This is a genomic window from Maridesulfovibrio spiralis (SeqCode) (assembly GCF_048571135.1).
Taxonomy (GTDB): domain Bacteria; phylum Desulfobacterota; class Desulfovibrionia; order Desulfovibrionales; family Desulfovibrionaceae; genus Maridesulfovibrio; species Maridesulfovibrio spiralis.
In genome coordinates this window covers 2645001-2668184 of sequence record NZ_CP182344.1, presented here as the reverse complement: position 1 = coordinate 2668184, position 23184 = coordinate 2645001, and the positions used below count along the sequence as shown (strand labels likewise).

Annotated in this window: 20 protein-coding genes and 2 rRNA genes (1 of these 22 cut by a window edge); 7 read left to right on the top strand and 15 right to left on the bottom strand. The window is 46.4% G+C overall.

The annotated features are described in order from the left end of the window. Nucleotides 1–370: 370 nt before the first annotated feature. Nucleotides 371–829, top strand: coding sequence for a chemotaxis protein CheX (locus tag ACNI29_RS12030; RefSeq protein ID WP_419778610.1), 459 nt, complete (start codon nucleotides 371–373; stop codon nucleotides 827–829). A 48-nt stretch (nucleotides 830–877) separates the two neighbouring features. On the opposite strand, the gene ACNI29_RS12025 is transcribed toward ACNI29_RS12030, so the two are convergent. Both ACNI29_RS12025 and ACNI29_RS12020 read right to left on the bottom strand, forming a co-directional pair. Continuing rightward, complete coding sequence (locus ACNI29_RS12025; RefSeq protein WP_419778609.1) at nucleotides 878–3208, bottom strand: sensor domain-containing diguanylate cyclase; 2331 nt, start codon at nucleotides 3206–3208, stop codon at nucleotides 878–880. A 96-nt stretch (nucleotides 3209–3304) separates the two neighbouring features. Beyond that, nucleotides 3305–3616 (bottom strand): helix-turn-helix domain-containing protein, encoded by a 312-nt coding sequence (locus tag ACNI29_RS12020; RefSeq protein WP_419778608.1) that lies wholly within the window; start codon nucleotides 3614–3616, stop codon nucleotides 3305–3307. 216 nt (nucleotides 3617–3832) lie between these two features. On the opposite strand from ACNI29_RS12020, the gene ACNI29_RS12015 reads away from it, so the two are divergent. The 3 genes from ACNI29_RS12015 to groL all read left to right on the top strand — a co-directional run bounded on the left by ACNI29_RS12015 (nucleotide 3833) and on the right by groL (nucleotide 6696). Beyond that, a complete protein-coding gene (locus ACNI29_RS12015) occupies nucleotides 3833–4477 on the top strand; it encodes a S24 family peptidase (RefSeq protein WP_419778607.1) in 645 nt (214 codons plus the stop codon). 182 nt (nucleotides 4478–4659) lie between these two features. After that, entirely contained in the window at nucleotides 4660–4947 is a 288-nt protein-coding gene (gene groES / locus ACNI29_RS12010; RefSeq protein WP_419778606.1) for a co-chaperone GroES, read from the top strand. Nucleotides 4948–5028: 81 nt separating this feature from the next. Next, entirely contained in the window at nucleotides 5029–6696 is a 1668-nt protein-coding gene (gene groL, locus ACNI29_RS12005) for a chaperonin GroEL (RefSeq protein WP_419778605.1), read from the top strand. A gap of 105 nt (nucleotides 6697–6801) precedes the next feature. Here groL and lipA read toward each other — a convergent pair whose 3' ends face one another. From lipA to ACNI29_RS11975, 6 genes are all read right to left on the bottom strand, one after another. Continuing rightward, a complete protein-coding gene (lipA, locus tag ACNI29_RS12000; RefSeq protein WP_419778604.1) occupies nucleotides 6802–7668 on the bottom strand; it encodes a lipoyl synthase in 867 nt (288 codons plus the stop codon). A 113-nt stretch (nucleotides 7669–7781) separates the two neighbouring features. Next, nucleotides 7782–8171 (bottom strand): glycine cleavage system protein GcvH, encoded by a 390-nt coding sequence (gcvH, locus tag ACNI29_RS11995; protein ID WP_419778603.1) that lies wholly within the window; start codon nucleotides 8169–8171, stop codon nucleotides 7782–7784. A 170-nt stretch (nucleotides 8172–8341) separates the two neighbouring features. Then, nucleotides 8342–9763 carry a dihydrolipoyl dehydrogenase gene (lpdA, locus tag ACNI29_RS11990; RefSeq protein WP_419778602.1) on the bottom strand — a complete coding sequence of 474 codons (1422 nt, stop codon included), beginning with the start codon at nucleotides 9761–9763 and terminating at the stop codon, nucleotides 8342–8344. A gap of 23 nt (nucleotides 9764–9786) precedes the next feature. Then, nucleotides 9787–10215: an OsmC family protein gene (locus tag ACNI29_RS11985; RefSeq protein ID WP_419778601.1), complete on the bottom strand. Its 429-nt coding sequence runs from the start codon at nucleotides 10213–10215 to the stop codon at nucleotides 9787–9789. Nucleotides 10216–10625: 410 nt separating this feature from the next. Next, nucleotides 10626–11240, bottom strand: a complete 615-nt coding sequence (locus ACNI29_RS11980) for a tetratricopeptide repeat protein (RefSeq protein WP_419778600.1) — start codon at nucleotides 11238–11240, stop codon at nucleotides 10626–10628. Continuing rightward, nucleotides 11233–11616: a hypothetical protein gene (locus ACNI29_RS11975; protein WP_419778599.1), complete on the bottom strand. Its 384-nt coding sequence runs from the start codon at nucleotides 11614–11616 to the stop codon at nucleotides 11233–11235. The genes ACNI29_RS11980 and ACNI29_RS11975 overlap by 8 nt, the downstream gene beginning before the upstream one ends. 277 nt (nucleotides 11617–11893) lie before the next feature. On the opposite strand from ACNI29_RS11975, the gene ACNI29_RS11970 reads away from it, so the two are divergent. The 3 genes from ACNI29_RS11970 to ACNI29_RS11960 all read left to right on the top strand — a co-directional run bounded on the left by ACNI29_RS11970 (nucleotide 11894) and on the right by ACNI29_RS11960 (nucleotide 14636). Continuing rightward, nucleotides 11894–13129, top strand: coding sequence for a M48 family metallopeptidase (locus tag ACNI29_RS11970; RefSeq protein ID WP_419778598.1), 1236 nt, complete (start codon nucleotides 11894–11896; stop codon nucleotides 13127–13129). A 239-nt stretch (nucleotides 13130–13368) separates the two neighbouring features. Beyond that, complete coding sequence (locus tag ACNI29_RS11965; RefSeq protein WP_419778597.1) at nucleotides 13369–14022, top strand: L-fuculose-phosphate aldolase; 654 nt, start codon at nucleotides 13369–13371, stop codon at nucleotides 14020–14022. A 2-nt stretch (nucleotides 14023–14024) separates the two neighbouring features. Next, the gene (locus tag ACNI29_RS11960) at nucleotides 14025–14636 is read left to right on the top strand and encodes a MarC family protein (RefSeq protein WP_419778596.1); all 612 of its coding nucleotides are present in this window, start codon (nucleotides 14025–14027) and stop codon (nucleotides 14634–14636) included. Nucleotides 14637–14678: 42 nt separating this feature from the next. Here ACNI29_RS11960 and ACNI29_RS11955 read toward each other — a convergent pair whose 3' ends face one another. The 7 genes from ACNI29_RS11955 to ACNI29_RS11925 all read right to left on the bottom strand — a co-directional run. After that, nucleotides 14679–15953, bottom strand: coding sequence for a response regulator (locus tag ACNI29_RS11955; protein ID WP_419778595.1), 1275 nt, complete (start codon nucleotides 15951–15953; stop codon nucleotides 14679–14681). A 265-nt stretch (nucleotides 15954–16218) separates the two neighbouring features. Further along, on the bottom strand, nucleotides 16219–16767 hold the full coding sequence (locus ACNI29_RS11950) for a chemotaxis protein CheW (protein ID WP_419778594.1): 549 nt from the start codon (nucleotides 16765–16767) through the stop codon (nucleotides 16219–16221). A 93-nt stretch (nucleotides 16768–16860) separates the two neighbouring features. Beyond that, on the bottom strand, nucleotides 16861–18864 hold the full coding sequence (locus ACNI29_RS11945; protein WP_419778593.1) for a methyl-accepting chemotaxis protein: 2004 nt from the start codon (nucleotides 18862–18864) through the stop codon (nucleotides 16861–16863). A gap of 148 nt (nucleotides 18865–19012) precedes the next feature. Further along, nucleotides 19013–19369 (bottom strand): Hpt domain-containing protein, encoded by a 357-nt coding sequence (locus ACNI29_RS11940; RefSeq protein ID WP_419778592.1) that lies wholly within the window; start codon nucleotides 19367–19369, stop codon nucleotides 19013–19015. A gap of 36 nt (nucleotides 19370–19405) precedes the next feature. Beyond that, nucleotides 19406–21040, bottom strand: a complete 1635-nt coding sequence (locus ACNI29_RS11935; RefSeq protein WP_419778591.1) for a glycosyltransferase family protein — start codon at nucleotides 21038–21040, stop codon at nucleotides 19406–19408. A 280-nt stretch (nucleotides 21041–21320) separates the two neighbouring features. Further along, nucleotides 21321–21435 (bottom strand): 5S ribosomal RNA (rrf, locus tag ACNI29_RS11930). 194 nt (nucleotides 21436–21629) lie between these two features. Continuing rightward, nucleotides 21630–23184 (bottom strand): 23S ribosomal RNA (locus ACNI29_RS11925) (it continues 1379 nt past the right edge of the window).

The following is a 23184-nucleotide window of genomic DNA, read 5'->3' as shown; positions in this document are numbered from 1 at the left end:
CCTTGGACTATTTCTTTGCCGTTGGCAGTTGGAACTTCCACGGCTTTGTTTGATAAGCAGCAATCACTTTGAATTTAATTCAAATACGAAAAATTATCCCAACGGTCAAACATCATAAACGCAAGCTGCACACTCCTGCAATCAGAATAAGGAGGTAAACACCGGAGAAACAAATAAAAAGATTGAGTCAAAATATCGAAACCACTCGTTAAAGAAATTGTTCATGATCTAATTTTCTGCTAGGCTCCCTATAACGCAACTCAAAACGGATAAATTCAGGTAGCCGGAACCATGTAGATGGATTATTCACGGGGAGAATCCGGTCTGCCGTACGAACAATATATGCCAACTTTTTTAAGGAGTCTTTATAATGAATGTAGAATTGGCAAAACCTTTTATCAAGGCAACCTCGGACATCCTGACTATGATGGCCATGATCACGCCTACAGCGGGTAAACCGTTTGTTAAAAAAGGTAATGTCGCAAATGGAGATGTAACAGGCATCGTCGGCTTTACTGGTTCTGTTAGCGGAAGTATCTCTATTTCTTTTGAAAAGGCATGTGCAGCACAAATAGTAAGAAACATGCTCGGCGATGACATTCAAGATATCATTCAGGATGTAAAAGATGCCGTAGGTGAAATCACCAATATGGTTTCCGGCCAGGCACGTGCCGGATTAACTGAAATGGGCTACAAGCTGCAAGGCTCCACCCCCACTGTTATCATGGGAGATAACCATACCATCGCGCACGTAACCGCCGGTCCGGTAATGGCAATCCCATTCACAACCGACCACGGCAACTTCACCATCGAATTCGGATTTGATTAAAAAGCAAAAAAAATCCCCGGAAATGAAAATTTCCGGGGATTTTTTTGTCTAATTTTCAGGTGAAAGCTGCACTTTGACCTGATTACGTCCAGACTCCTTGGCTGCATAAAGACCAACATCCGCAGCCTTCAGCAGCTTCTCCAAAGAATTCGTATCATCATTAAAAGTAGCAACACCTATACTCACAGTAATTCTCAATGAACCGGAACGGGTGTGCATCGCTTCCGCTTCTATTTCCGCACGCAGCCTTTCTGCTACCTGCGCCGCTCCCGGCAACCCGGTATCCGGCAGGAGTATGGAAAACTCCTCACCGCCGATCCTACCGAACACATCTATATTACGTAAAATTTTCAATCCTGTTTTGGCTAAGGCCTTCAGGACATCATCACCTGCATCATGGCCGTATGAATCATTCACATTCTTAAAGAAATCAATGTCCATCATTAATAATGAAAGGTCATGGCCATAGCGACGGGAACGCTCCATTGCATCCTCAGCACTCTCCATAAAGAAACGACGGTTATACAATCCGGTCAGGGAATCAGTGGTAGCAAGCTTACGTAACTTGTCTTCAGCTTCCTTGCGCTCGGTAACATCCCTGAAGGTACCAACCACCCACCATTGCTCATCCTTACGCAAAGGTGAAAGCAGCACTTCAGCCGGAAAGACATCCCCCCCCTTGCGCCGGACGTTTACAGTAAACGCCCCGTAGCTGGACAAAAGCCCTTCCACGTAGCTACCGTCCTCACCTTCAGAATTTGGCGACACATTATCCTCAGCATAGAAACAGCATTCCAGACTTTCCCCCAGCATCTCCTCTGCGCTGAAACCGAAAATAGTTTCTGCTGCCGGATTCCAAAAATGGACCAAACCGTTCTCATCCATCAAAACAAGAGCATCCTGAACAGAATCACTTATGCTCTGGAGCATATCTTCACGTTCCTGCAAATCCTGCAGGGCTTTTTTCTGGGCACTTATATCCGAAGTTGCTCCGCGAAAACCCACAACAGTTCCCTCTGCATCAAAAAGAGGCACGCCGTTGAACTCGAGCCAGATCTTACGTCCATCGCGGTTTACAAATTTAAAAACCAGCCCCCTGAAACTATGGCCGAACTGAGCAGCATCCAAAAATTCCTTGCGGACATCCCAGGAGGATTCTTCATCCACAAAATCAAAAGGGGAGCGCCCGACCAATTCTTCTGCGCTATAACCAAGCACATCTTCAGCTCGACCAGTGACGAAAACAAAACTTCCATCCGGTCCGGTCTCCCAGATAAACTCTCCCGCTGCGTCAGCAATGTCCACAAACCTTTTTTCACTTTCTTCCAAAGCCATTCGAATATCTTCACTGGCAATATTCGTGGATGTCTGACGCCAAAAAAGGTAACCGACCATGACAAACAATAAAGCCAGCAGGGAAACCAAAATATTTCTGCTTGGAACCATCAAGGCATTATCAGGGACACGGGATACAATCTTCCACCCTTCATTGAAGACAACATCCTGCCTCATCAAAAATTTGAATGAATCACCATTAAGTGAATTAAAGGTGTAAACACCTCCAACCGTATCGAATTGTCCATGATCCTTACCCGAAATTGCAGCCCACTCCTTAGGGAATTCGTGCTGCATCCGCCCCTGCTCCCCTTTGAACAAAAATCTCCAGTTATACGTTTCATCCGGACCAATGATCCAGCCCCCGCTATCATTCAAGAGGTAAATATTGCCGAAAGACTCGGCCATTGTAACGCTGAATAATCTGAAAAGACGTTCCCCTGAAAAATTCATAACCAGAAATCCCAGTTCACTCCCGTCTTTGGAATAAACTTTCTTCACCAGCCGTAACACCGGGGAATATGGAATGACCACCTTACCAAATTCCATGTTCAGGTTAAAACGTGAGATATAAACTTCATCCTCAATATTCCTGGCTTCGAGGAAATAATCACGATCACTTTTATTCTGCAGATAAGGACCTGATACCCGCACAGGATTCCCATCCGCAATATTCACCCGGACCATTTCCATGCCTTGCGGGGAAAGAAAACGCAGCTGAACACAACCGTTACATCTCAGCCCGAAAACTGAAAATATTTCGGCAACATCATCATACCTTTCACCATCAGCCCCATGATCTCCCAAGAGACCACCGACAAGACCAGCAAGAATCGAGGTATATTCAACACCAGATTCAAGCCATGTACTGAATGTGGAAACACTCGTCTGAACGAGATCCTCTTCATGAGTTTTGACGAGATTAAGATACTGAGTGCGTTGGGTAAGTATCCCCCATGCAGAAACTAGCAGAATCAGCAAGGCAACGAAGAAGAACTTTTTAATAAAGCAAAAAAACACGCTGTTTGAATTTTTCATTTCCATAAAATGCCCCGGCCCAGAATTCAATTATGCAATGGATACCACAGATTCGCCCCTGAAAGAAAAGCACGACTTTAAGCTGTTAATATTGTAATTACATTATTTTGTACCTCCCCTCAATGTAATTGGGAAATTTCGTATTCTCTGAGCTGTACGCACTGAAACTCCGAATCTTTCGGCAATCTGTGCAGGAGTAGCTCCCTGTTCATATGCTCTTAGAATACGTTCTCGCAGCTTAAGCTTTTGTAGTTCTTCCAAATCCGGAACAGAAACTCTTGTTCCACCCCAGAAGTACATTAACCGTTCAGCCGCATCACGTCCCAGAACACTGATAAGTCCCTCTGCGGACATCCCCCGATGCCTATCCATGTCAGGAAAACCTGCAGCCACTGCTGATAAGTCCGACCCCATCTGCCTGCTCCTATTTTTAAATGCATATTAACCTGTAAAAAATAACACCGTCTACCTTGATCTTATAACAACGGGAAAGCTTTTATTACCAAAAAAACTATTTTGCAAGCCAATTTGTAAATCAAAGATACCAAAAAATAAATACAAGCGAAAATTATACTCAACACAAGGACTTTTTTTTAAAATAAAGGTACTCAATGATACCAAGGAGGAAACATGGGTTTTTATAATGATATAGTTGAAGGACTCGGAAATATGATAGGACAGGGCCGCCAGTACGCAAACCCGACCCAAATGGCTAAAGCATGCGGGGTCGCACCTAACCAAATCCTCCGCTACATCAAGCAGGAAAGGGGAAAACATATACAGGTGCTGGCAAAAATTCTCGATGAAGTAGATGCAAAAATAATTTTTCCAGCAGAAAATTCAGACAACAATGATAACTTCATAAGCCCCCCCCAAGCACAGGCCCGAGCAGAAAAAAACAGTGAAAAACTGAATATAAACCTCGACGCCCAGAAGCTTATGGCCTTCAATTCCCGCTGGATGGGAGAAAAAGGCGACCCTGAATCCATGAAAATGCTGACTGTAACCGGAAACGCCATGGCCCCGCGCATCGAAGACGGCAACCATGTTCTCGTGGATGAATCACAAAAAGATTTTTTTGAGGGGCGCATTTATGCAGTTCGAATAGATGAAGAAATTCTGGTCCGCAGGGTAGCGCGGGAACCGGGAAGAATTCTACTTCTTTCTGATAACCACGAATTATCACCCGGCCCAATCGTCCTTGATAACAACAACCCCGCCCACGACTGGTCAGTCATCGGCAGAGTCGTTTTTGTCGCCAAGGATCTGCTCTGATTTTCGATTTCCATGATTTTCAAAAAAAACGCAGTCCTGCTGTTGACAGTTTTTAATAATGACTTACTTTGATTCAATCCGCGCGGCATAATTCTTTTCCACAAACCTCATGAAAGCCGTTGCGGTTAACAGGCCAAGAGCCTGAAAGCAAAAAATAGTATTGAAATATTGGAGGAAAACAGATGAAACTTAAGCCGTTAGCAGACCGCGTACTGGTCAGACGCCTTGAAGTGGAAGAAAAAACCGTTGGCGGAATCATTATCCCCGACTCTGCAAAAGAAAAGCCCCTCAAAGGTGAAGTCATCGCAGCAGGCCCCGGCAAGCTGGACGACAAAGGCGCCAGAGTCGCACTGGGTGTAAAAGAAGGCGACGCTGTTCTTTTCGCAAAATACGCCGGAACTGAAATCAGCATCGAAGGTGAAGATCACCTGATCATGCGCGAAGACGACATTCTTGCTGTTGTTGAATAATTAAGATCACATACATTAGTTATGAACAGCCTCTTTCTGGCTGCATTATAAAATTTCTTTATTTTAAGGAGAAAACACCAAATGGCTAAACAGATCCTCTTTGACGCCAAAGCTCGCGAAAAACTGAAAATCGGCGTAGACAAGCTCGCCAATGCTGTAAAAGTAACCCTCGGACCCAAAGGCCGTAACGTTGTTATGGACAAATCCTTCGGTTCTCCGGTCATTACCAAAGACGGCGTTTCCGTAGCCAAAGAAATCGAACTCAAAGACAAGTTCGAAAACATGGGTGCACAGATGGTTAAGGAAGTTGCTTCCAAAACCTCCGACATCGCCGGTGACGGTACTACCACTGCTACCATCCTCGCTCAGGCTGTTTTCACCGAAGGTGTTAAACTCGTTGCTGCCGGACGTAACCCCATGGCTATCAAACGCGGTATCGACAAAGCTGTTGAAGCTATCATCGACCACCTCGAAACTCTTGCTAAGCCCACCCGTGATCAGAAAGAAATCGCACAGGTCGGTACTATCTCCGCAAACAACGACGTAACCATTGGTAACATCATTGCCGAAGCCATGAACAAGGTTGGTAAAGAAGGTGTTATCACCGTTGAAGAAGCAAAAGGTCTCGACACCACCCTCGACGTTGTTGAAGGTATGCAGTTCGACCGCGGTTACCTCTCCCCCTATTTCGTATCCAACGCAGAAAAAATGATCTGCGAAATGGATGAGCCCTTGATCCTGATCAGCGAAAAGAAAGTTACCAGCATGAAAGAACTGCTGCCCGTTCTGGAGCAGGTTGCTAAAATGAGCAAACCTCTCGTGATCATCGCTGAAGACATCGAAGGCGAAGCTCTGGCTACCCTCGTTGTAAACAAACTCCGCGGTACCCTGAATGTTGTCGCTGTTAAAGCTCCCGGCTTCGGTGACCGCCGCAAGGCAATGCTTGCAGACATCGCAGCTCTCACCGGCGGCGCAGTTGTTTCCGACGACATCGGTCTCAACCTTGAAGCTGTCGGCCTTGAACACCTCGGTTCCGCCAAGCGCGTTGTAATCGACAAAGAAAACACCACTCTCGTTGATGGCGCAGGCGAAGGCGAAACAATCAAAGCCCGTGTAGGCCAGATCCGCAACGAAATCGAGCTTTCCACTTCCGAATACGACCGTGAAAAGCTTCAGGAACGCCTCGCCAAGATCGTTGGCGGTGTAGCAGTAATCAACGTTGGTGCTGCAACTGAAACCGAGATGAAAGAAAAGAAAGCTCGCGTGGAAGATGCACTCAACGCAACCCGCGCAGCTGTTGAAGAAGGTATCGTTCCCGGCGGCGGAACCGCACTCATCCGCTGCCTCCCCGCTCTGGAGAACATCACCGCAGCTGATGATGACGAAACCGCAGGCATCGACATCATCCGTCGTGCCATCGAAGAGCCTCTGCGCCAGATCGCAGGCAACGCAGGCCTCGAAGGTTCCATCGTTGTAGAAAAAGTTAAAGAAGCAAAAGACGGTAACGGCTTCAACGCTGCTATCGGCGAATACGAAGACCTCATCAAGGCCGGTGTTATCGACCCCAAAAAGGTTACCCGTATCGCTATCCAGAATGCAGCTTCCGTTGCTGGTCTCCTGCTGACCACCGAATGCGCTATCGTTGAAAAGCCCGAACCCGCAGCTGACATGCCCGCAGGTATGCCCGGCGGAATGGGCGGCGGTATGCCCGGCATGGGCGGCATGGGTGGAATGGGCGGCATGTACTAAGCCAGCCTTACCATCCGGCTCCATAAGCCAAATAACAAAATCCCCGGCAGCCTTGCGGTTGCCGGGGATTTTTCGTTGCGCTTTTTCAGTAGGATTGACTGAAATTTATTTCTTAAGCCCAGCAAAAAGGGCTGCATTGTAGGAGGAGCGTACCAGCGGAGCGCTGTACATGTGAACGACACCCTTCTCTTTGCCGTAGCGGGCATACTCTTCGAACACATCGGGATGAACATAACGCTGCACTGCCGGATGCTGCATGGAAGGCCGCATGTACTGCCCGATGGTAACAATATTGCAGTCAATGGCCGCAAGATCATCCACCACCCCGCGCACCTCATCGTCATTTTCACCCAAACCGACCATCAGCCCGGACTTTGCAATTGCCCCGGCAGCTTTTACCCGCTTCAAAAGTTCAAGACTCTGCTTGTAGTCAGCCTGCGGACGAATTCTACCATAATGTGCTGGTGGCGTTTCTACGTTGTGGTTGATGATATCCGGTGCAGCTTCAATGACGGCCTGTAGTGCTTTCTGATCGCCCTGAAAATCAGGAATCAGAACCTCAATGGAGGATACCGGGAGCTGCTCCCGCACAGCCCGGATGCAGGCCGCAAAATGGTTTGCCCCGCCGTCAGCGAGATCATCACGGGTGACGGAGGTAATGACCACATGCTTAAGCCCAAGCCTCTTGGATGCTTCAGCCACGCGGCTGGGTTCGGTGGGATCAAGCGGAGTGATATCGCCGCTTTCAATATTGCAGAAAGCGCAATTGCGGGTGCAGATGTCACCCATGATCAGAAAAGTTGCGGTATGCTCGGAAAAGCATTCGAACATGTTGGGACACTTGGCACTCTGACAGACAGTGCTCAAGCTGAGATCTTTAACCAGTTCGCGGGTGGAGCTATAGGTCTTGTTGCAGGGAATTTTGACCCGGAGCCACGACGGGATGCGCAGGTAATTTTCTTTGGAGCACATAGTTGGTCTCCCGATAATTTTTGAGCGGTCCCTCTAATGAGGAAACCGCCCATTCGTTATAAAGCTCCCATCTAGGAAGTGGAATCCCGGAAGTGGAGTCCGGGAAAGGTGGATTACTTAATTTTTTCTGCGTAAGCTTCGCTGTTCAGCAGCTGGCTTCTGTCTGCACCTTCATCAACGGTGATGCGCAGCATCCAACCGTCTTTGTAAGGAGAAGTGTTCACATCCTCAGGCGTATCTTCAAGACCTTCATTAATTTCGGTGACAGTACCGGAAATGGGCATGTACAGGTTGCTGACCGCTTTGATGGATTCAACAGAACCGAACTCGTCGCCAGCTTCAAAATGGTCACCTGCTTCAGGAAGATCAACAAAAGCAACTTCACCGAGCTGTTCCTGTGCGAAATCGCTGATACCGACGACTGCGGTGTTGTCATCATTGATCAGAACCCAAGTGTGCTCGGGGTGGTAGAACAGATCTGCGGGAAAAGTAAGTTCGCTCATTTATCTCTCCAAAATATTTTTTATATAGATATAATCTTAGCTACTCAGAACATCTAAGATCATAATGTTCAGTATTGGCCACACTAAAACTGATAGGGATTCCAAAGGGGATTATTCCCTTTGGCCGTCAGAGACGAAATCACCTATCAAAACGCAAAGCGTGTCGACGTCTATCCCCGAAGCCATGCTTCACAAACTTCGTAGAAACCTTCTGCGAGAGTCGGGTGGGCATGAATGGTGTGGGCTACGTCCTCTGCGGTGAGTCCGTTTTTGATAGCCAGACCGGCTTCTGCGATGAGATCGGTTGCATGGGCGCCGGCAATATGCGCGCCGAGAATTTTTCCACTCTCTTTTTCGCAGATAATCTTAAACATTCCCGGAAGTTCACCCATGGCCTGCGCTTTACCCAATTCACGGAACTGGAAGACCTGTGAACGAAATTCGATGCCTTTGCTGAGGGCCTCTTCTTCAGAAAGACCAACGGTTCCGATCTCAAGGGAGGTAAAAATTCCTGAAGGAATGACGGAATAATCAAGAGCCCGTTCTTTGCCCAGGCAATTATCAACAGCACAGAGACCTTCAGCGGAAGCAGCATGCGCCAACATGACCCGGGCAGGTCCCAGAACATCACCAATAGCGTAAATTCCTTCAGCAGAGGTTCTCATGTTACCGTCAGCCTTAATCCAGCCCCTTTCGTCAGTCTCGACTCCCGCTTCAGCCAGATTCAGGCCATCGGTATTCGGAGTACGGCCTACTGCGACCAGAACAACGTCTGCTTCGATAGTTGATTCGCCGCCTTTTGCGTTTTCAACAAACGGGGAAGGCCCAATAATGCACTGGACTTTACCGTCGACAACTTCAACTTTCTGGACAGTCTTGGCCAGCTGCACTTTGATACGGTGTTTTTTGGCTTCACGCTGCAGAAGTTTACTCATATCCTTATCAACGGAAGGAATGGGCAGCAGACGATCCAAGCCCTCCACAATGGTGACCTCAGAACCGAAAGCACGATAAATGAATGCCAGCTCACAACCGATGACTCCACCACCAACGATGACCATCTTCGCGGGAACATGGTCCAGATCAAGGGCATCATCACTGTTAATGATCCGCTTGTGATCCACAGGCAGGGAAGGAAGTTCAAGGATGCTTGATCCGGTTGCAATGATGATATGATCGCTTTTGATTTCTTCCACACCTTCTTCTGTGTGAACACGGACGGTCTTATCTGCACCGATTTCAGCGGAACCGCGTACAACCCTGATATTCAGGGAAGAACAGGTCTTTTCCAGACCACCGCAAAGAACCTTGCGGACTCTTTCCTTACGCGCAACCACAGCTTCCATGTCTGCTTTGAATCCTGCGGATTCTTCTCCGCCTTCAGCTGCGATGCCGAATTCCTTGAGACGTCCTGCTGTTTCAAGAGCTTCAGCAGAAGATTTAAGAGTCTTGGTGGGAATACATCCCCAGTTCAAACAAGTCCCGCCGATCTCGGCCTTTTCAATCAAAGTAACCTCAGCTCCACGGCGCGCTGCTTCAAAAGCTGCGATATGGCCGCCGGGGCCTGATCCAATAATGGTGATGGATGGCATTCTGTGCTCCTGTTTGGGAAATATTACAGTTCTTCGAGCTCAAGATTATATGTCATGGGGAAAGCTTCATGCAGGGAAGCGGTAATCAGGCACCCCTTGCGCATGATCTTTTCAACACGGTCAAAGATAAAACCGTAATCTTCGTCCATGTGCACGGTAACATCGAGAGTGATACCGATTACGCGGGCACGTTTCTTTTCATCCAGACCGGTTTCAAGAGTAGCGGTCCCGGTGATGCGCTCATATTCTGCGCCGCGAGTTTCCAAAGCCTTGGCAAGGGAACCACAGAAACAGTGCAGGGTGGAAGCTGCCAGAAGCTGTTTTGCAGTTCCGCCGCGAGCGTCCGCGGGAATCTCGGAGTAATCGATAGCGATTTCACCAAGAACCTGAGATTTTGTATCCATAATCTGCTTATCGCCTTTGCGGTCGTATGAAACAGTAAGTTGAGCCATAGATGTTCTCCTTTGTGATTTTTCAGACAAACTTCGTTGTCGCCAATAGCTCCAATCGTGCCAACACAAAGAACAATCGACATTACAGACACTTGCAGAAAATATAATTTAAATCCAGACTCTTTTGACCAAAACAGAACACCCCAAGACGACAGGTATGTCGCATTGATTCAAAAAACAATTTATTTGTTCGCGATATATAAGGATCAACGCGAAAACGACAAATGCGTCGCTTTTTTTAGTTCTACCTCCATAATTTCAAAGGATTCCCAGTAAACGCCCAATCCATACCTCTTGAGTAGGCTTTGACCTGTAGCGACATTTCTGTCTGACAATTTCTCCCGGCAGGTAAAAACATAAAAAAAGACCGCCTAAGCGGTCTAAAAAACAATCTTATAAATCGAGGAAAATTAAAAATCCAGCTTGATAGCTTTTGAGGCTGCAGGCTTTTTGGCAGGTGCTTTCTTTTTCGCTGCTTTATCTTGCTTGGTTGCTGATCCACCATCGAGGTTGAAAGTCATGCCGTCTTTTTTACCCTTTGCACCTTGCGCGGATTTACCAGCCTGCATCTCTTTAGAGGTAGCACCAGGCTTAAAACCACGGCCGAATATCTTGGGTCCGAGTTTATCCGAAATCTTCTTCGCTTCACGATTCAGAGGATTAGTTTTCAAAGCTGCTGCAGCTGCATCGTAAGCCTCGGTATACATCCTTTTACCGAGAAACAATTTGGCCTGACGCACATAGATACTTTCGTTGGCTCCAAAACGGCGAACAATATCTTTTATTACTTCAATTGCTTTTTCCTGCTCGCTCATCATCTCATAAGCTAACAGAAGGGAAATATACGGTCTGCTGTCCGAAGGAGTCTTTTCAATGGCACGCTCCAGATATTCAACTCCATCCGCCGGGAAGCCGGATTTAACCAATCTACCGCCGACATCCTGCAATAACCCTCTTTCGTCGGGAAATGCTTCGGTGATTTTACGGAAATATTTTTTAGCTTCTTTGACGTCTTTTTCAGCCAAAAATTTTTTGTCCGGTCAGAACATACTGGTCTATCTGGTTTTTCTGCTTGCGGACTTTCTCAACAGCTGCTTTTTCAAGAGCACTTTTAATCGTGTCATGAATCTTCATAAACACCGCGGCCAATTTCTTTTCCTGCCCCTTGGTGTATTTCAAGCCACGCGGAAGAACACGTTTAAGCTCATCCATCGCCAGCAACTGCCGGATAACTTCATCAATGAGAATTCCAATCTCAAATTTTTCCCGCCCGAAAACCTGACTTGAAGCCAGCTCATCAAGAGACAGGCTCAATGCATGCAGGCAGCGCATATAATCCTTACGTTGTCCGTAAGCCTTGGCGCGGGCAATATTCTCTTTAATGCTTTTCGGCGAACTCATCTATAAAACTCCCCTCGAACCATCCCCAAATTCCCCCGACAAATGATCCGACATCAAGAAAAGTCAAAATTATTAATTTAATATATAATTGTTGACTCTATACCGCATATTGTCAAGGCAGGACCTTATTAATATTCTTTATACTTCACTGTTCTGTACATAAGAATGCACATTGACGTCATACTCTCCCAAAGGGTAATCATACCTCAAGCTTATATGAATGGTCCTGCAATTCAAAATTTGCATCAATTCAACAATTCGACCCCCAAAGACTTAAATGAACATTTATCTTATAATTATCCTTGCTTCTCTTGCCGGTGCCTGCCTGCTGGGTATTTATTCCCGGCAACTTAACCGAAAGGCACTTTCCCCTGAATTGCCTAAAGAATTCGCCGCGACCTTTGATGCCGACGAGTACCGTAAATCTCAGGACTACACCAAAGTCGGGATGGGTTTTGAAAATATCTCAAGTTCCGTCACAACAGTCATCACCATCATGTTCATCACTCTGGGTGGATTCAATGCCGTTGATCTCTGGGCCAATGGATTTGGGTACGGTCAGGTCATAACCGGACTGATTTTCTACGCCGGACTGGCAGTTCTCAGCGATATCATGTCCCTGCCCTTCTCTCTTTACAGCACTTTTGTGATTGAGGAGAAGTTCGGATTCAACAAGACCACCCTAAAGACTTTTTTTGTCGATAAACTCAAAGGTTATCTAATCGGGGGCATAATCGGCGGAGCAATCCTAAGCGGTGTGCTGCTCTTCTTCAACGCAGCCGGTTCAATGGCCTGGCTCTGGTGCTGGATATTTACCGTTCTCGTAACCCTTGGCGTGCAGTATATCGCCCCCACTTGGATTCTGCCCCTGTTCAATAAATTCACTCCTCTCGAAGAAGGCGAATTGCGCGATAAGATTGAGAAGTTCGCAGCAGACAATGGATTCGAGCTTTCAGGGATTTTCATGATCGACGGCTCCAAACGCTCAACCAAAGCCAACGCCTACTTCACCGGATTCGGTAAGAAAAAACGTATCGCCCTGTTCGACACCCTGATCGATAGCCTTTCCACTGATGAACTGGTTGCCGTACTCGCCCATGAAATAGGACACAGCAAACTTGGACATATCCGAAAAATGATGATCATGAGCATCGTCAACACCGGGGTTGTTTTCCTTCTCATGTCCTTTTTCCTTGGCAACGAAGAATTGTTCGCTGCTTTCGGGATGCAGAACATCTCCGTTCACGCGGGCCTGATTTTCTTCGCCCTGCTTTACACCCCGGTATCCATCGTGCTCGCCATTTTCAGCAACATCCGTTCCCGCAAGCACGAATTCGAAGCGGATGCCTTTGCCGCTAAAACCACGCAAACACCGGAAGCACTGGTCAACGCGCTCAAGAAGTTATCGGTAAGCAACCTCTCAAACCTCACACCGCATCCTTTTTACGTCTGGCTTGAATACAGCCATCCCCCGGTACTCAAGAGAATTGATGCGCTGCGGAATTTAAGCTGAGACGCTCCGCGCTTTAGATAATAAAAATGCCTTCGGCAACATCTCTGCTCGCAACAGAACGCTAAACTCGAAGCCTCGTTATGCGGCAGTACGTCCTGCAGGGGGCCTTAAACCCTTTACAAAAGGGTTTACTCCACTGTCGTTATCCCTAAGACTCGCGGAAGACCGCTAGCTTAAGGACTATTGCAAGAGTCCAAAACCTTTTATTTCGGCTGCGTCGTCAGCTATATGAAAATTTTATGCTATTAGAAAAAGAAAGAGAACTGGTCGTTGAGTATGGACTTAAGCTGCTTGAATCCGGTTTAACCACCGGAACAGGTGGGAACTTGAGTGTTTTGAACCGTAAGCAAGGACTTTTGGCTATCAGCCCCAGCGGTCTGGATTATCGCCTTTCTACTCCCAAAGATATTGTGGTCATGGATCTGGATGGCAATATCAAAGATTCTGAACGCAAGCCTTCCAGCGAGTTCGGATTCCATACTGCGCTTTATAAAAAACGCGCTGACGTAAACGCTGTTGTCCACACTCACTCTGTCTACGCTACCACTGTGGCCTGCCTGAATATGGAGCTTCCTGCTGTTCATTATCTGGTAGGCTTTGCCGGTAAAAAAGTTCCCCTTGCACCCTATGCAACCTTCGGTTCACAGGAACTGGCAGATAACGTTACCGGGACCATCGCGAACTACAACGCTGTGCTGCTGGCCAACCACGGACTTATTACCATAGGGCACCAGATAGGCAGTGCATTTGATGCTGCTGAAGAGTTGGAACTGGTTGCCAGAATCTACATTCAGGCTCTCTCTGTGGGCAAACCTGTAATTGTCCCGGACGACGAAATGGATAAAGTTATCGATAAATTTTCCACATACGGACAGGCCGGAGGCAAGGACTAATCATGGAATCAGGACAGCTCAGCACTATCATCGAAATTGCATTTCCACTGTTCCTGATCATGGACCCGCTGGGAAACCTCCCGGTATGCCTGTCCATGCTTCGCGAATACTCCCCTTCCCGGCAGCGCAGGATTCTGCTTCGAGAGCTTTTCTTCGCTCTGGGAATTATAATTCTATTTATGTACATGGGTGCAGGCTTGATGAATATGCTCAACATCCATCAATCCACATTGAGGATCGCGGGCGGAGTCATACTTTTTATCATCTCAATGAAGATGATATTTCCAAAACCGGAAAGCGTGTCGGACGAGGTGGAAAAGGACCCGTTCATTGTACCCATTGCGGTCCCGTTGTTTGCAGGTCCATCCCTGCTGGCGGCGGTAATGGTTTACGGCTCCAAAGGCGGAGCAGGACTGAATGTATTATCCGGGGTGCTTATCGCTTGGGGCATGACTTTCATCATCATGATGACCGGACCAACAATGGCCCGTGTGCTGGGTAAAAGAGGTTTAAGAGCCTGCGAAAGACTCATGGGCCTGATTCTTATCCTTTTATCCGTGCAGATGCTTGAGGATGGAATTGCCTACTACATAAACAACGTACTCGCACCTTAATCATTGATGCATGGTCAGGAGTGGGGAGATTGAAATAAAGATCTAAAATCTTCCCAGCTCCTCCAGACGCTCCATGGATTTTCTTAGCATTTCGGTGTTGACCGGTTTGGCAATGTAGTCATCAACACCAAGGTCAGACATGCGCTGAAAATCGCTTTCACGCCCATAAGCACTCATCACAATAATGGGAATTCTCTTATCAGGAGATTCCTTCTCCCTGATCGCTGCAATGGCATCAAAACCATTCATCTCCGGCATCTGTAAATCCATAAGGACAAGGTCATAATCCTGATCTGCCATGCAATTGATTACTTCCCAGCCATTCGTGGCGGTACGTACTAGATGCCCCCAATTCTCAAGCTTTTTACGCATGAAGACCTGGCTGCTGATGTCATCTTCCGCCAACATTATCCGCAAGGAATGCACAGGACGCTCAACGTCACTTACCGACTTCCCGCTTTGCTTCACCTTTACTTTAAAACCAATCTCAATCCTGGGTTCGGATTCGAAATAAAGATCTGCGCCGATTCCTTCCGTGGTCAGTTGCAGACACTCAACAAAAATCTCATGCTCAGGCAAAGAGTTACAACCTGTGCCGCTGACATAGAAAGCGAGAGCTGAATCAGAATCAGCATCTTCATTGGAAGTAAGCCTAAGACCTACAGAAATATCAGAATTCGGAAAAAGCTCTAACCCGTTGTTGATCAGGCAGAACAGGGCCTGAGACAGACCTTTACGGTCACAAAAAATGGTCTCTGGAACCCCGGAACAAATCGAAAGATTAATATTGCGATTTTGAATTGATGTTGCAGGGACAAACAATTCTACGGCTTTACCAATGCAGGCAGAAGGATCAATGAATTCTTTTTCGCTGGGATCAAAACTCCCGGACATTCCGCTCAGCAGATTATTAACCGCATCTTTAAAGCGTTCAGCTGAAAGCGTACACTTTCTGACATATTCTCTGGCTTCAGGCCCAATATTCATTTTGTCCAAAACGTGCAAACTGCCAATCATTCCAGCCAGAGGGGTTCGCATTTCATGACAAAGAATCTGCATCAGGGCAGGGTCGGCAGTAAAGCTGGCCTGTCTTGCATCGTCATGCAACTCCGCGCAGCAATCACTCGTATCAACAACGTCAGTAAGCCCCTTTAAAGCCTGCCAGAGTCTTACCCCCCCTGCCCCCAGCAAAAAAAGACCGACAACGCAAAACAGCAATACCCCCACCTGATTTTCACCGGAAAGAACTATCGCCACGAGTAAAAACAACACCCCAACAAGACATTGGAGAAATGTAAATTTAATTTTCCTAGACATCACAAATCCTGAAGCACCCCATCAGATAAGAATGATCAAACCCGAAACACTCAAGATCAATATAGAAAAGACTGTACTCATATTTTAAAGACACCACAACTAATCCATGAATTTTACCGATACATTGTAACTATCCAATTTCATATACTTACTTAAACGCAGACGGCTTACTGAGACAGCTGCAAGACACTGATTATATCAATAAAAAAACAAAGCCCGCACTCGAAAAAGAGTACGGGCTTCGACGTCCTTAATAGCACAATATTTATAGACTCAGGACCATTCCCTGATCGGATTTAGCTTCCTGGGCAGAATCAGAGGAGGGGGAATCCTGTTGCACGCTCTTAAGCATGGCCAGCTCTTCCACAGAAAGAATTTTGTTAATATCGAGGATTATAACAAAATCATCATCCTGCTTGCCCATCCCACGAATAAACTCAGTCTTAATAGTAGTACCCATTCTTGGAGGCTCTTCAATCATGTTCTCGGTAAGCTCAATTACTTCCCGGACAGAGTCAGCCAGAGCACCCATAACAGTACTTTCGCCATCAAAGGAAACCTCAACGATAATGATGCAGGTATTAATTGTGTCTTCTGTCCTGCTCATACCGAATTTCAAGCGCATATCTACAACCGGAACGGCGTGCCCCCTGAGGTTGATAACCCCGCGCATAAATTTGGGGGTTCGCGGAATTCTGGTTATGGGAGTAAGCTCCAGCACTTCCCGTACACTGGCAATATCCAGCGCATAAATATCTTTGTTCAAAGTAAACGTCAGATATTGGTTGGTAGTACTATTAATTTCAGTATTCATCTTTATACCTGCCTAATTTAATCATCTCGGTAAAAGCAATATTTCCTAATTCATGTAACTATATATCAAGCTGGGTAAAACAACCAGTGCTTATCAGAATTTTTCAAAATCGCTGTCAGAGAAGTCGCTACTCATATCAAGAGAAACACCTGCGCTGTTATCTACCTCGGGAGAGATCTCTCTAACCGGGACAACAGGAGCACTTGCCTTAGGAGCTGGATTAGCTCTCACTGTCTTTCTAGGTGCAGGCAGGGCACGAACTCTGGGAGTAGAATGATTGCTTACTCTGAAAAAACTCATTACCTGCTGCAACTGCTCAGCCTGGCTGGAAAGCTCTTCAGAAGTGGATGCCATTTCCTCGGATGCGGAAGCATTCTGCTGAGTAACTTGATCAAGCTGCTGTACAGCTTTATTTATCTGCTCAGCTCCAGAAAGCTGCTCACTGCTGCCTGCAGCAATTTCCTGTACAAGTTCAGCTGTTTTCTTAATATCCGGAACAAGCTGAGTCAGCATTTCGCCCGCACGCTCCGCAACACTTACTGTGCTGGTGGAGAGCTCGCCGATTTCTCCTGCAGCAGCCCCGCTTCGCTCAGCAAGCTTGCGAACTTCAGCAGCAACAACGGCAAAACCTTTCCCGTGTTCGCCGGCCCGGGCAGCCTCAATCGCTGCATTCAATGCAAGCAGGTTGGTCTGACGGGCAATTTCTTCGATGATAGAAATTTTTTCAGCAATATTCTTCATGGCATCGACAGCTCTGGTAACGGCCTCACCACCTTCTTCTGCCTGCTTTGAAGACTGCAGTGCAATCTGTTCAGTCTGATGGGCATTCTCGGCATTCTGTCTGATATTGGCAGTCATCTCTTCCATGGACGCAGAAACTTCTTCTACGTTTGCAGCCTGTTCAGTGGACGCCTGTGAAAGACTTTCAGCTGTGGCAGAAAGTTCCTCACTACCGGAAGCTACGTTCTCGGAGGAAACACCAACTTCGGCAACAACAGAAGAAAGACGAACAACCATATCATTCAGAGAGTGGGCCAAAATACCTATCTCGTCACGCTGTTCAATATCTAAAGTTCTGGTGAAATCTCCCTGCGACATGTACTCAGCAAAAGAAACACCTTTGCGGATTGGTGTGGTGATGATGCGTGTTACAGTGATGGAAATCACGATACCACACAAAAGAGCCAAAGCTAATCCACCAAGAATCATAGAGAAAGATGAGCTAATTACGTTTTGGGCTGAAATCTGCTGGCTATTGAGAATTTCCTGACTCAAATTGAGGGCATCGGCACCAACCGCAGCCATCTTTTTAAGTTCCCCACCTTGAATGTCGATTTTTTCAACAATTAAGTTGAAACCCTCAAGGTAGGCTCGAGCGGCTTTCTCAAGACCGCTGATATCCAAACCTGCTGTTGCTTCAACCCAACCATTATGGCGAAGAGTAGAGCACTCATCAATGACATTGCTGAGAATAGAACGAGTCTGCTTTGCAGATTCAGCTTCACCTGTGCGCAGATAATTTGAAAATGTAAACCTTGTTGTTACAAATTGCTTTTCAATTTTGCCGATTGCGCTATATGCAGCAAAAACGGTTTCCATATCCACAGATTCCACAGCCCCGCGCATGCTTTGTTCCATGGCTTCTCTGGCACGTCCTGTAATGCTGTCCAAACTTTTATTCAAAGAACTGGCTGCAACGACGCAATTGCTGATAGCTTCTTTCTTTTCATCTTCAAGCTGAACATATTTCTTAAAAATCTGTTCATAGGCAGAAGCACTGTCAGCCACAGACAAAACATCAGTCAATCCCTTGCCTGTAAAGCTGTCTTTACTGGCAGAAATATTCCGGCTGATTTCGTTGATCGAATTATAAAAATTATCTGTATATTCCGAAGAACCCTTTAAAGTATAATAAAGGACATTCAAACGAGAATCATACATATCAGTCACAGCATTGCTGACGACTTCAGTCCGTTTAGACTCATCTGCTACCTTGGAAAGTCCATACCAACCGACAGTGCCAACAACTGCTGTCAGCAACAGTACAACAACAAATCCTCCGCCAATCTTCCACCCGAGCTGCAAATTTTTGAACATCTGGTGCCTCCTTATATTCTTATTGAAAAAATTTTTTCAAATAAACGTCCGCTTAGAAATAAAGCTGAAAATATTTAATTAAGGTACAATACTCTACAAAGAACAAAAAATTATTAACAATTAGTGACTGTTTTACAGCAACTAGAAATTATTCTGCTACATTACCTGAAAGGTGTGCACGAACTGCTTCAAGAACATTGTCCAACTCACCAACCACTTGCGGCAGATAGTCCCGTATAACATCCACTTCCCCTTTACGTGCTGCCAACTCAACCTTTTCAGCGAGTAAAGCAATCCCTTCAGCCCTTACCGTTGCGGAGATTCCTTTCAATGCGTGTGAATATTTAACAATCAAATCTAGATCACCGGAATGCACGGATTCCTTAAGACTATCAAGTCGATCTGGAGCATCGACAAGATAAACTTTTAAAATTTCATACCCCAACTCAACATCACCACCGAGGTGGTTGTAAAAAGCCCGTTCATTAAAGACCATCTCAGCCATGTAGTCCTCCACTAAAAATGATGCGGGTTAGGTTCGTTAAAAATATAGTCGCGCGTAAGCAGGAAGCTCCTGCTCAAGCTTGCATCGCAAAAAACGCTCCTGTCCATTTTCTTGGGCAATACTCCTAGCGTTTTCCAGCTCTTTCAGTCCCTCGCTTAATCTAAAAATCTTAAGATTAGTAACTCCCACCTCTGCGCTTAACCGCCAATCATCGGGATGATGCAATGAAAGATGTGAAAGAAAACCTAATCGAGTAGGTTCTCCACCCATTATCCCCCGAAACAAATTCGCTAAACGCTTGAAAATTAGTATATTATCAGGATCAAGATAAAGAGCAGCAAAATAGCAATCTGATGCACACGAAGGGATATCCTCTATTTCATTAAAGGCCACACCGGCACGCATATCAAAACCAGCCTTATTCAGGGCATCTCCCCAAAACATCAAAAGATCAGTCTCATCGGCAGGTTTAGAGGCAACAATAGAATTGGCTGCGGCATAGACATACCAAAAATGTTTCGCAAGATCCCATTGCCTGAACTTAACAGCGCACAAAGAAGCGGTCATACTGAAATAACAATTATTTTCAGGCGTACTCTTATTCAGATACGGTCTTATCAACTCCATGAATAATCCCGTTTGTCCCGCACGACAAAAAGTCCTGCAAAGCGCAGCATCCCTCATTTCGCTACTTTCAAGCAAAAGTAATCGAGCCTGCAAACTATCCCAATCAACACTGGTGTCTCCCGCTTCACCAAGGGCAAGTTCACACATGCAAAGCGAAAGTTCGGCCAATTCATCAGAGACATTACGTTTGCGGGTGTCATGCGCTATTTTAATTATCTCTACAGCTCTGGAGGTTGGCAAATGATCTTTCAAAACACGTGCATAAGCAGCCATTCCAATCAACGAAGCCGACTGAGGATTCTTAGTCAGGCGATCAAGGATTTCTTTCAACTCGAGCACATCACTGTAGACCTCGATCTCAGTTCCGAGTTCAAACAATTCGCCTAATTCATCACCTACATTTGGAGTAACAACAGCACACCCGGAAGAAGCAGCCTCAAAGAGGCGAAAGTTAACTTCTCCGAACAAAGCTTCATTCGGCACAATTCGCGTATTACTATAGATCTCTATCATCTGAGAAAAATTTAAACCATCAAGTAGACATAAGTCGTATTGAGACTTGAGAAAATCCACAAACCATTTACGAGAACGTCTTTGGCTGGTCACCCTTCCAACAAAAGTTAAGTCATGTTCGCGTCTCGAATGCGGAACTATGCCAGATCCTCCGGCTTGAAGATATCCCATCCAGGGCAACCATTCAATTTTGGTATCGCAGGTCTGTTTTAATTTCGAAGTATATTTTTTTTGGGTTGTAAGAACACAATCAAACAGGTGAGCATAATGACGATGCCAGTACATATTCATGTGAGTATCAACGGACCAAAAAATTTTCAAACAATCCAGTTTTTCAAGTCCTTGTAAAAGAACTCTTCTACCCAAATATTCCTGCTGCAAAATCAACTCGGGCTCGTACTGCATTTCTATTAGCTTTGTTGCAATATCGTAGTCTCGTTCATGCACTGAAATACATTCAACAATACACCCTAAATCCTTAAAAGCATTTATGAGATGAAAATTACAATTTATTAACAACAGTTTTTGCATGTAAACTCTATACGCTAAGCACCGCAGACTTGAAAAGATAAAATACAATAGGATTTAATAAACAAACATTCTTCGCAATTGATTACCAAGATCACACATACTAATCAAGACCCTGCAAAAACGATTGGTTGTGATTCCAAAGAGAATTAGCCTTTCTGGCCCGCTAAAAAAGCACCCGCCGGAGGCCCTCACACGCCCCACTTAACAATCCGGCCCCCATCCTGAGTATGTGCGGAACAAAAAAAAGCCCCTGAACCTAAGTTCAGGGGCTTAAAATAAAAGCTTGCGACGACCTACTTTCCCACTGGCTACCCAGCAGTATCATCGGCGATGGAGAGCTTAACTTCCGAGTTCGGAATGGGGTCGGGTGTGACCTCTCCTCAATGGTCGCAAGCAAATATGGCTTGCTTCGATGAGCAAAAATATATGGTCTAATAGAGCCATTAGGCTCTTAACTTTGTTTAGTGTGCGTCAGGTGTGGAGTTTTCAATTTCATTTGTTAGCGAAGCGTATTTTGATACGTGAGCTGACAAATTAAATTTTAAACTTCGCAGATGATGTGCAATAAGCAAAGTTAAGGGAAGAGAAGAAAAATAAGTCGCACGATTTATTAGTACCGGTCAGCTGAATGTGTCGCCACACTTACACCTCCGGCCTATCAACCAGGTGGTCTCCCTGGAATCTTTAGATGCAAAAGCATAGGGATAACTAATCTTGAGGCAGGCTTCCCGCTTAGATGCTTTCAGCGGTTATCCCTTCCGAACTTAGCTACCCTGCAATGCCGCTGGCGCGACAACAGGAACACCATAGGTTCGTCCACCCCGGTCCTCTCGTACTAGGGGCAGACCCTCTTCAATTATCCTACGCCCACGGTAGATAGGGACCAAACTGTCTCACGACGTTTTAAACCCAGCTCGCGTACCACTTTAATCGGCGAACAGCCGAACCCTTGGGACCTGCTTCAGCCCCAGGATGTGATGAGCCGACATCGAGGTGCCAAACCGCGCCGTCGATGTGAACTCTTGGGCGCGATCAGCCTGTTATCCCCGGCGTACCTTTTATCCTATGAGCGATGGCCCTTCCATGCGGAACCACCGGATCACTAAGACCAACTTTCGTTCCTGCTCGACATGTCTGTCTTACAGTCAAGCTCCCTTATGCCTTTGCACTCAACGGCTGGTTTCCAATCAGCCTGAGGGAACCTTTGCAAGCCTCCGTTACTTTTTGGGAGGCGACCGCCCCAGTCAAACTACCCACCAGACACTGTCTCCAAGCCGGATGACGGCGTTGGATTAGAATTCAAGACTATCAAGGGTGGTATTTCAAGGTTGGCTCCACCGACACTAGCGTGCCGACTTCAAAGCCTCCCACCTATCCTACACATGATAGCCCTAAACCCAATGTCAAGCTATAGTAAAGGTGCACAGGGTCTTTCCGTCTTACCGCGGGTAACCGGCATTTTCACCGGTAATTCAATTTCACTGAGTCTCTGGTTGAGACAGTGGGGAGATCGTTACGCCATTCGTGCAGGTCGGAACTTACCCGACAAGGAATTTCGCTACCTTAGGACCGTTATAGTTACGGCCGCCGTTTACTGGGGCTTCAATTCGGAGCTTCGCCGAAGCTAACACCTCCTTTTAACCTTCCAGCACCGGGCAGGCGTCAGTCCCTATACATCGTCTTACGACTTAGCAGAGACCTATGTTTTTAGTAAACAGTCGCCCCCCCCGATTCTCTGCGGCTCCAAACAGCTCGGAGAGTATATAACTTCACCGTCTGGAGCATCCCTTATCGCTAACTTACGGGATCATTTTGCCGAGTTCCTTAACCAGAGTTCTCTCAAGCGCCTTGGTCTACTCGACCCGACTACCTGTGTTGGTTTGCGGTACGGTCAACAAATGCTAAACTTAGAAGATTTTCTAGGCAGTCTGGAATTACTCACTTCAAACGTAAAGTTACGGCATCGTGTCTCGGCCTTAAAGAGGAACGGATTTGCCTATTCCTCAAGCCTACGCACTTACACCGGCATATCCAACAGCCGGCTGAGCTATCCTACTGCGTCCCTCCATCGCACACATTTGCTGGTACGGGAATATTAACCCGTTTTCCATCGACTACGCCTTTCGGCCTCGCCTTAGGGACCG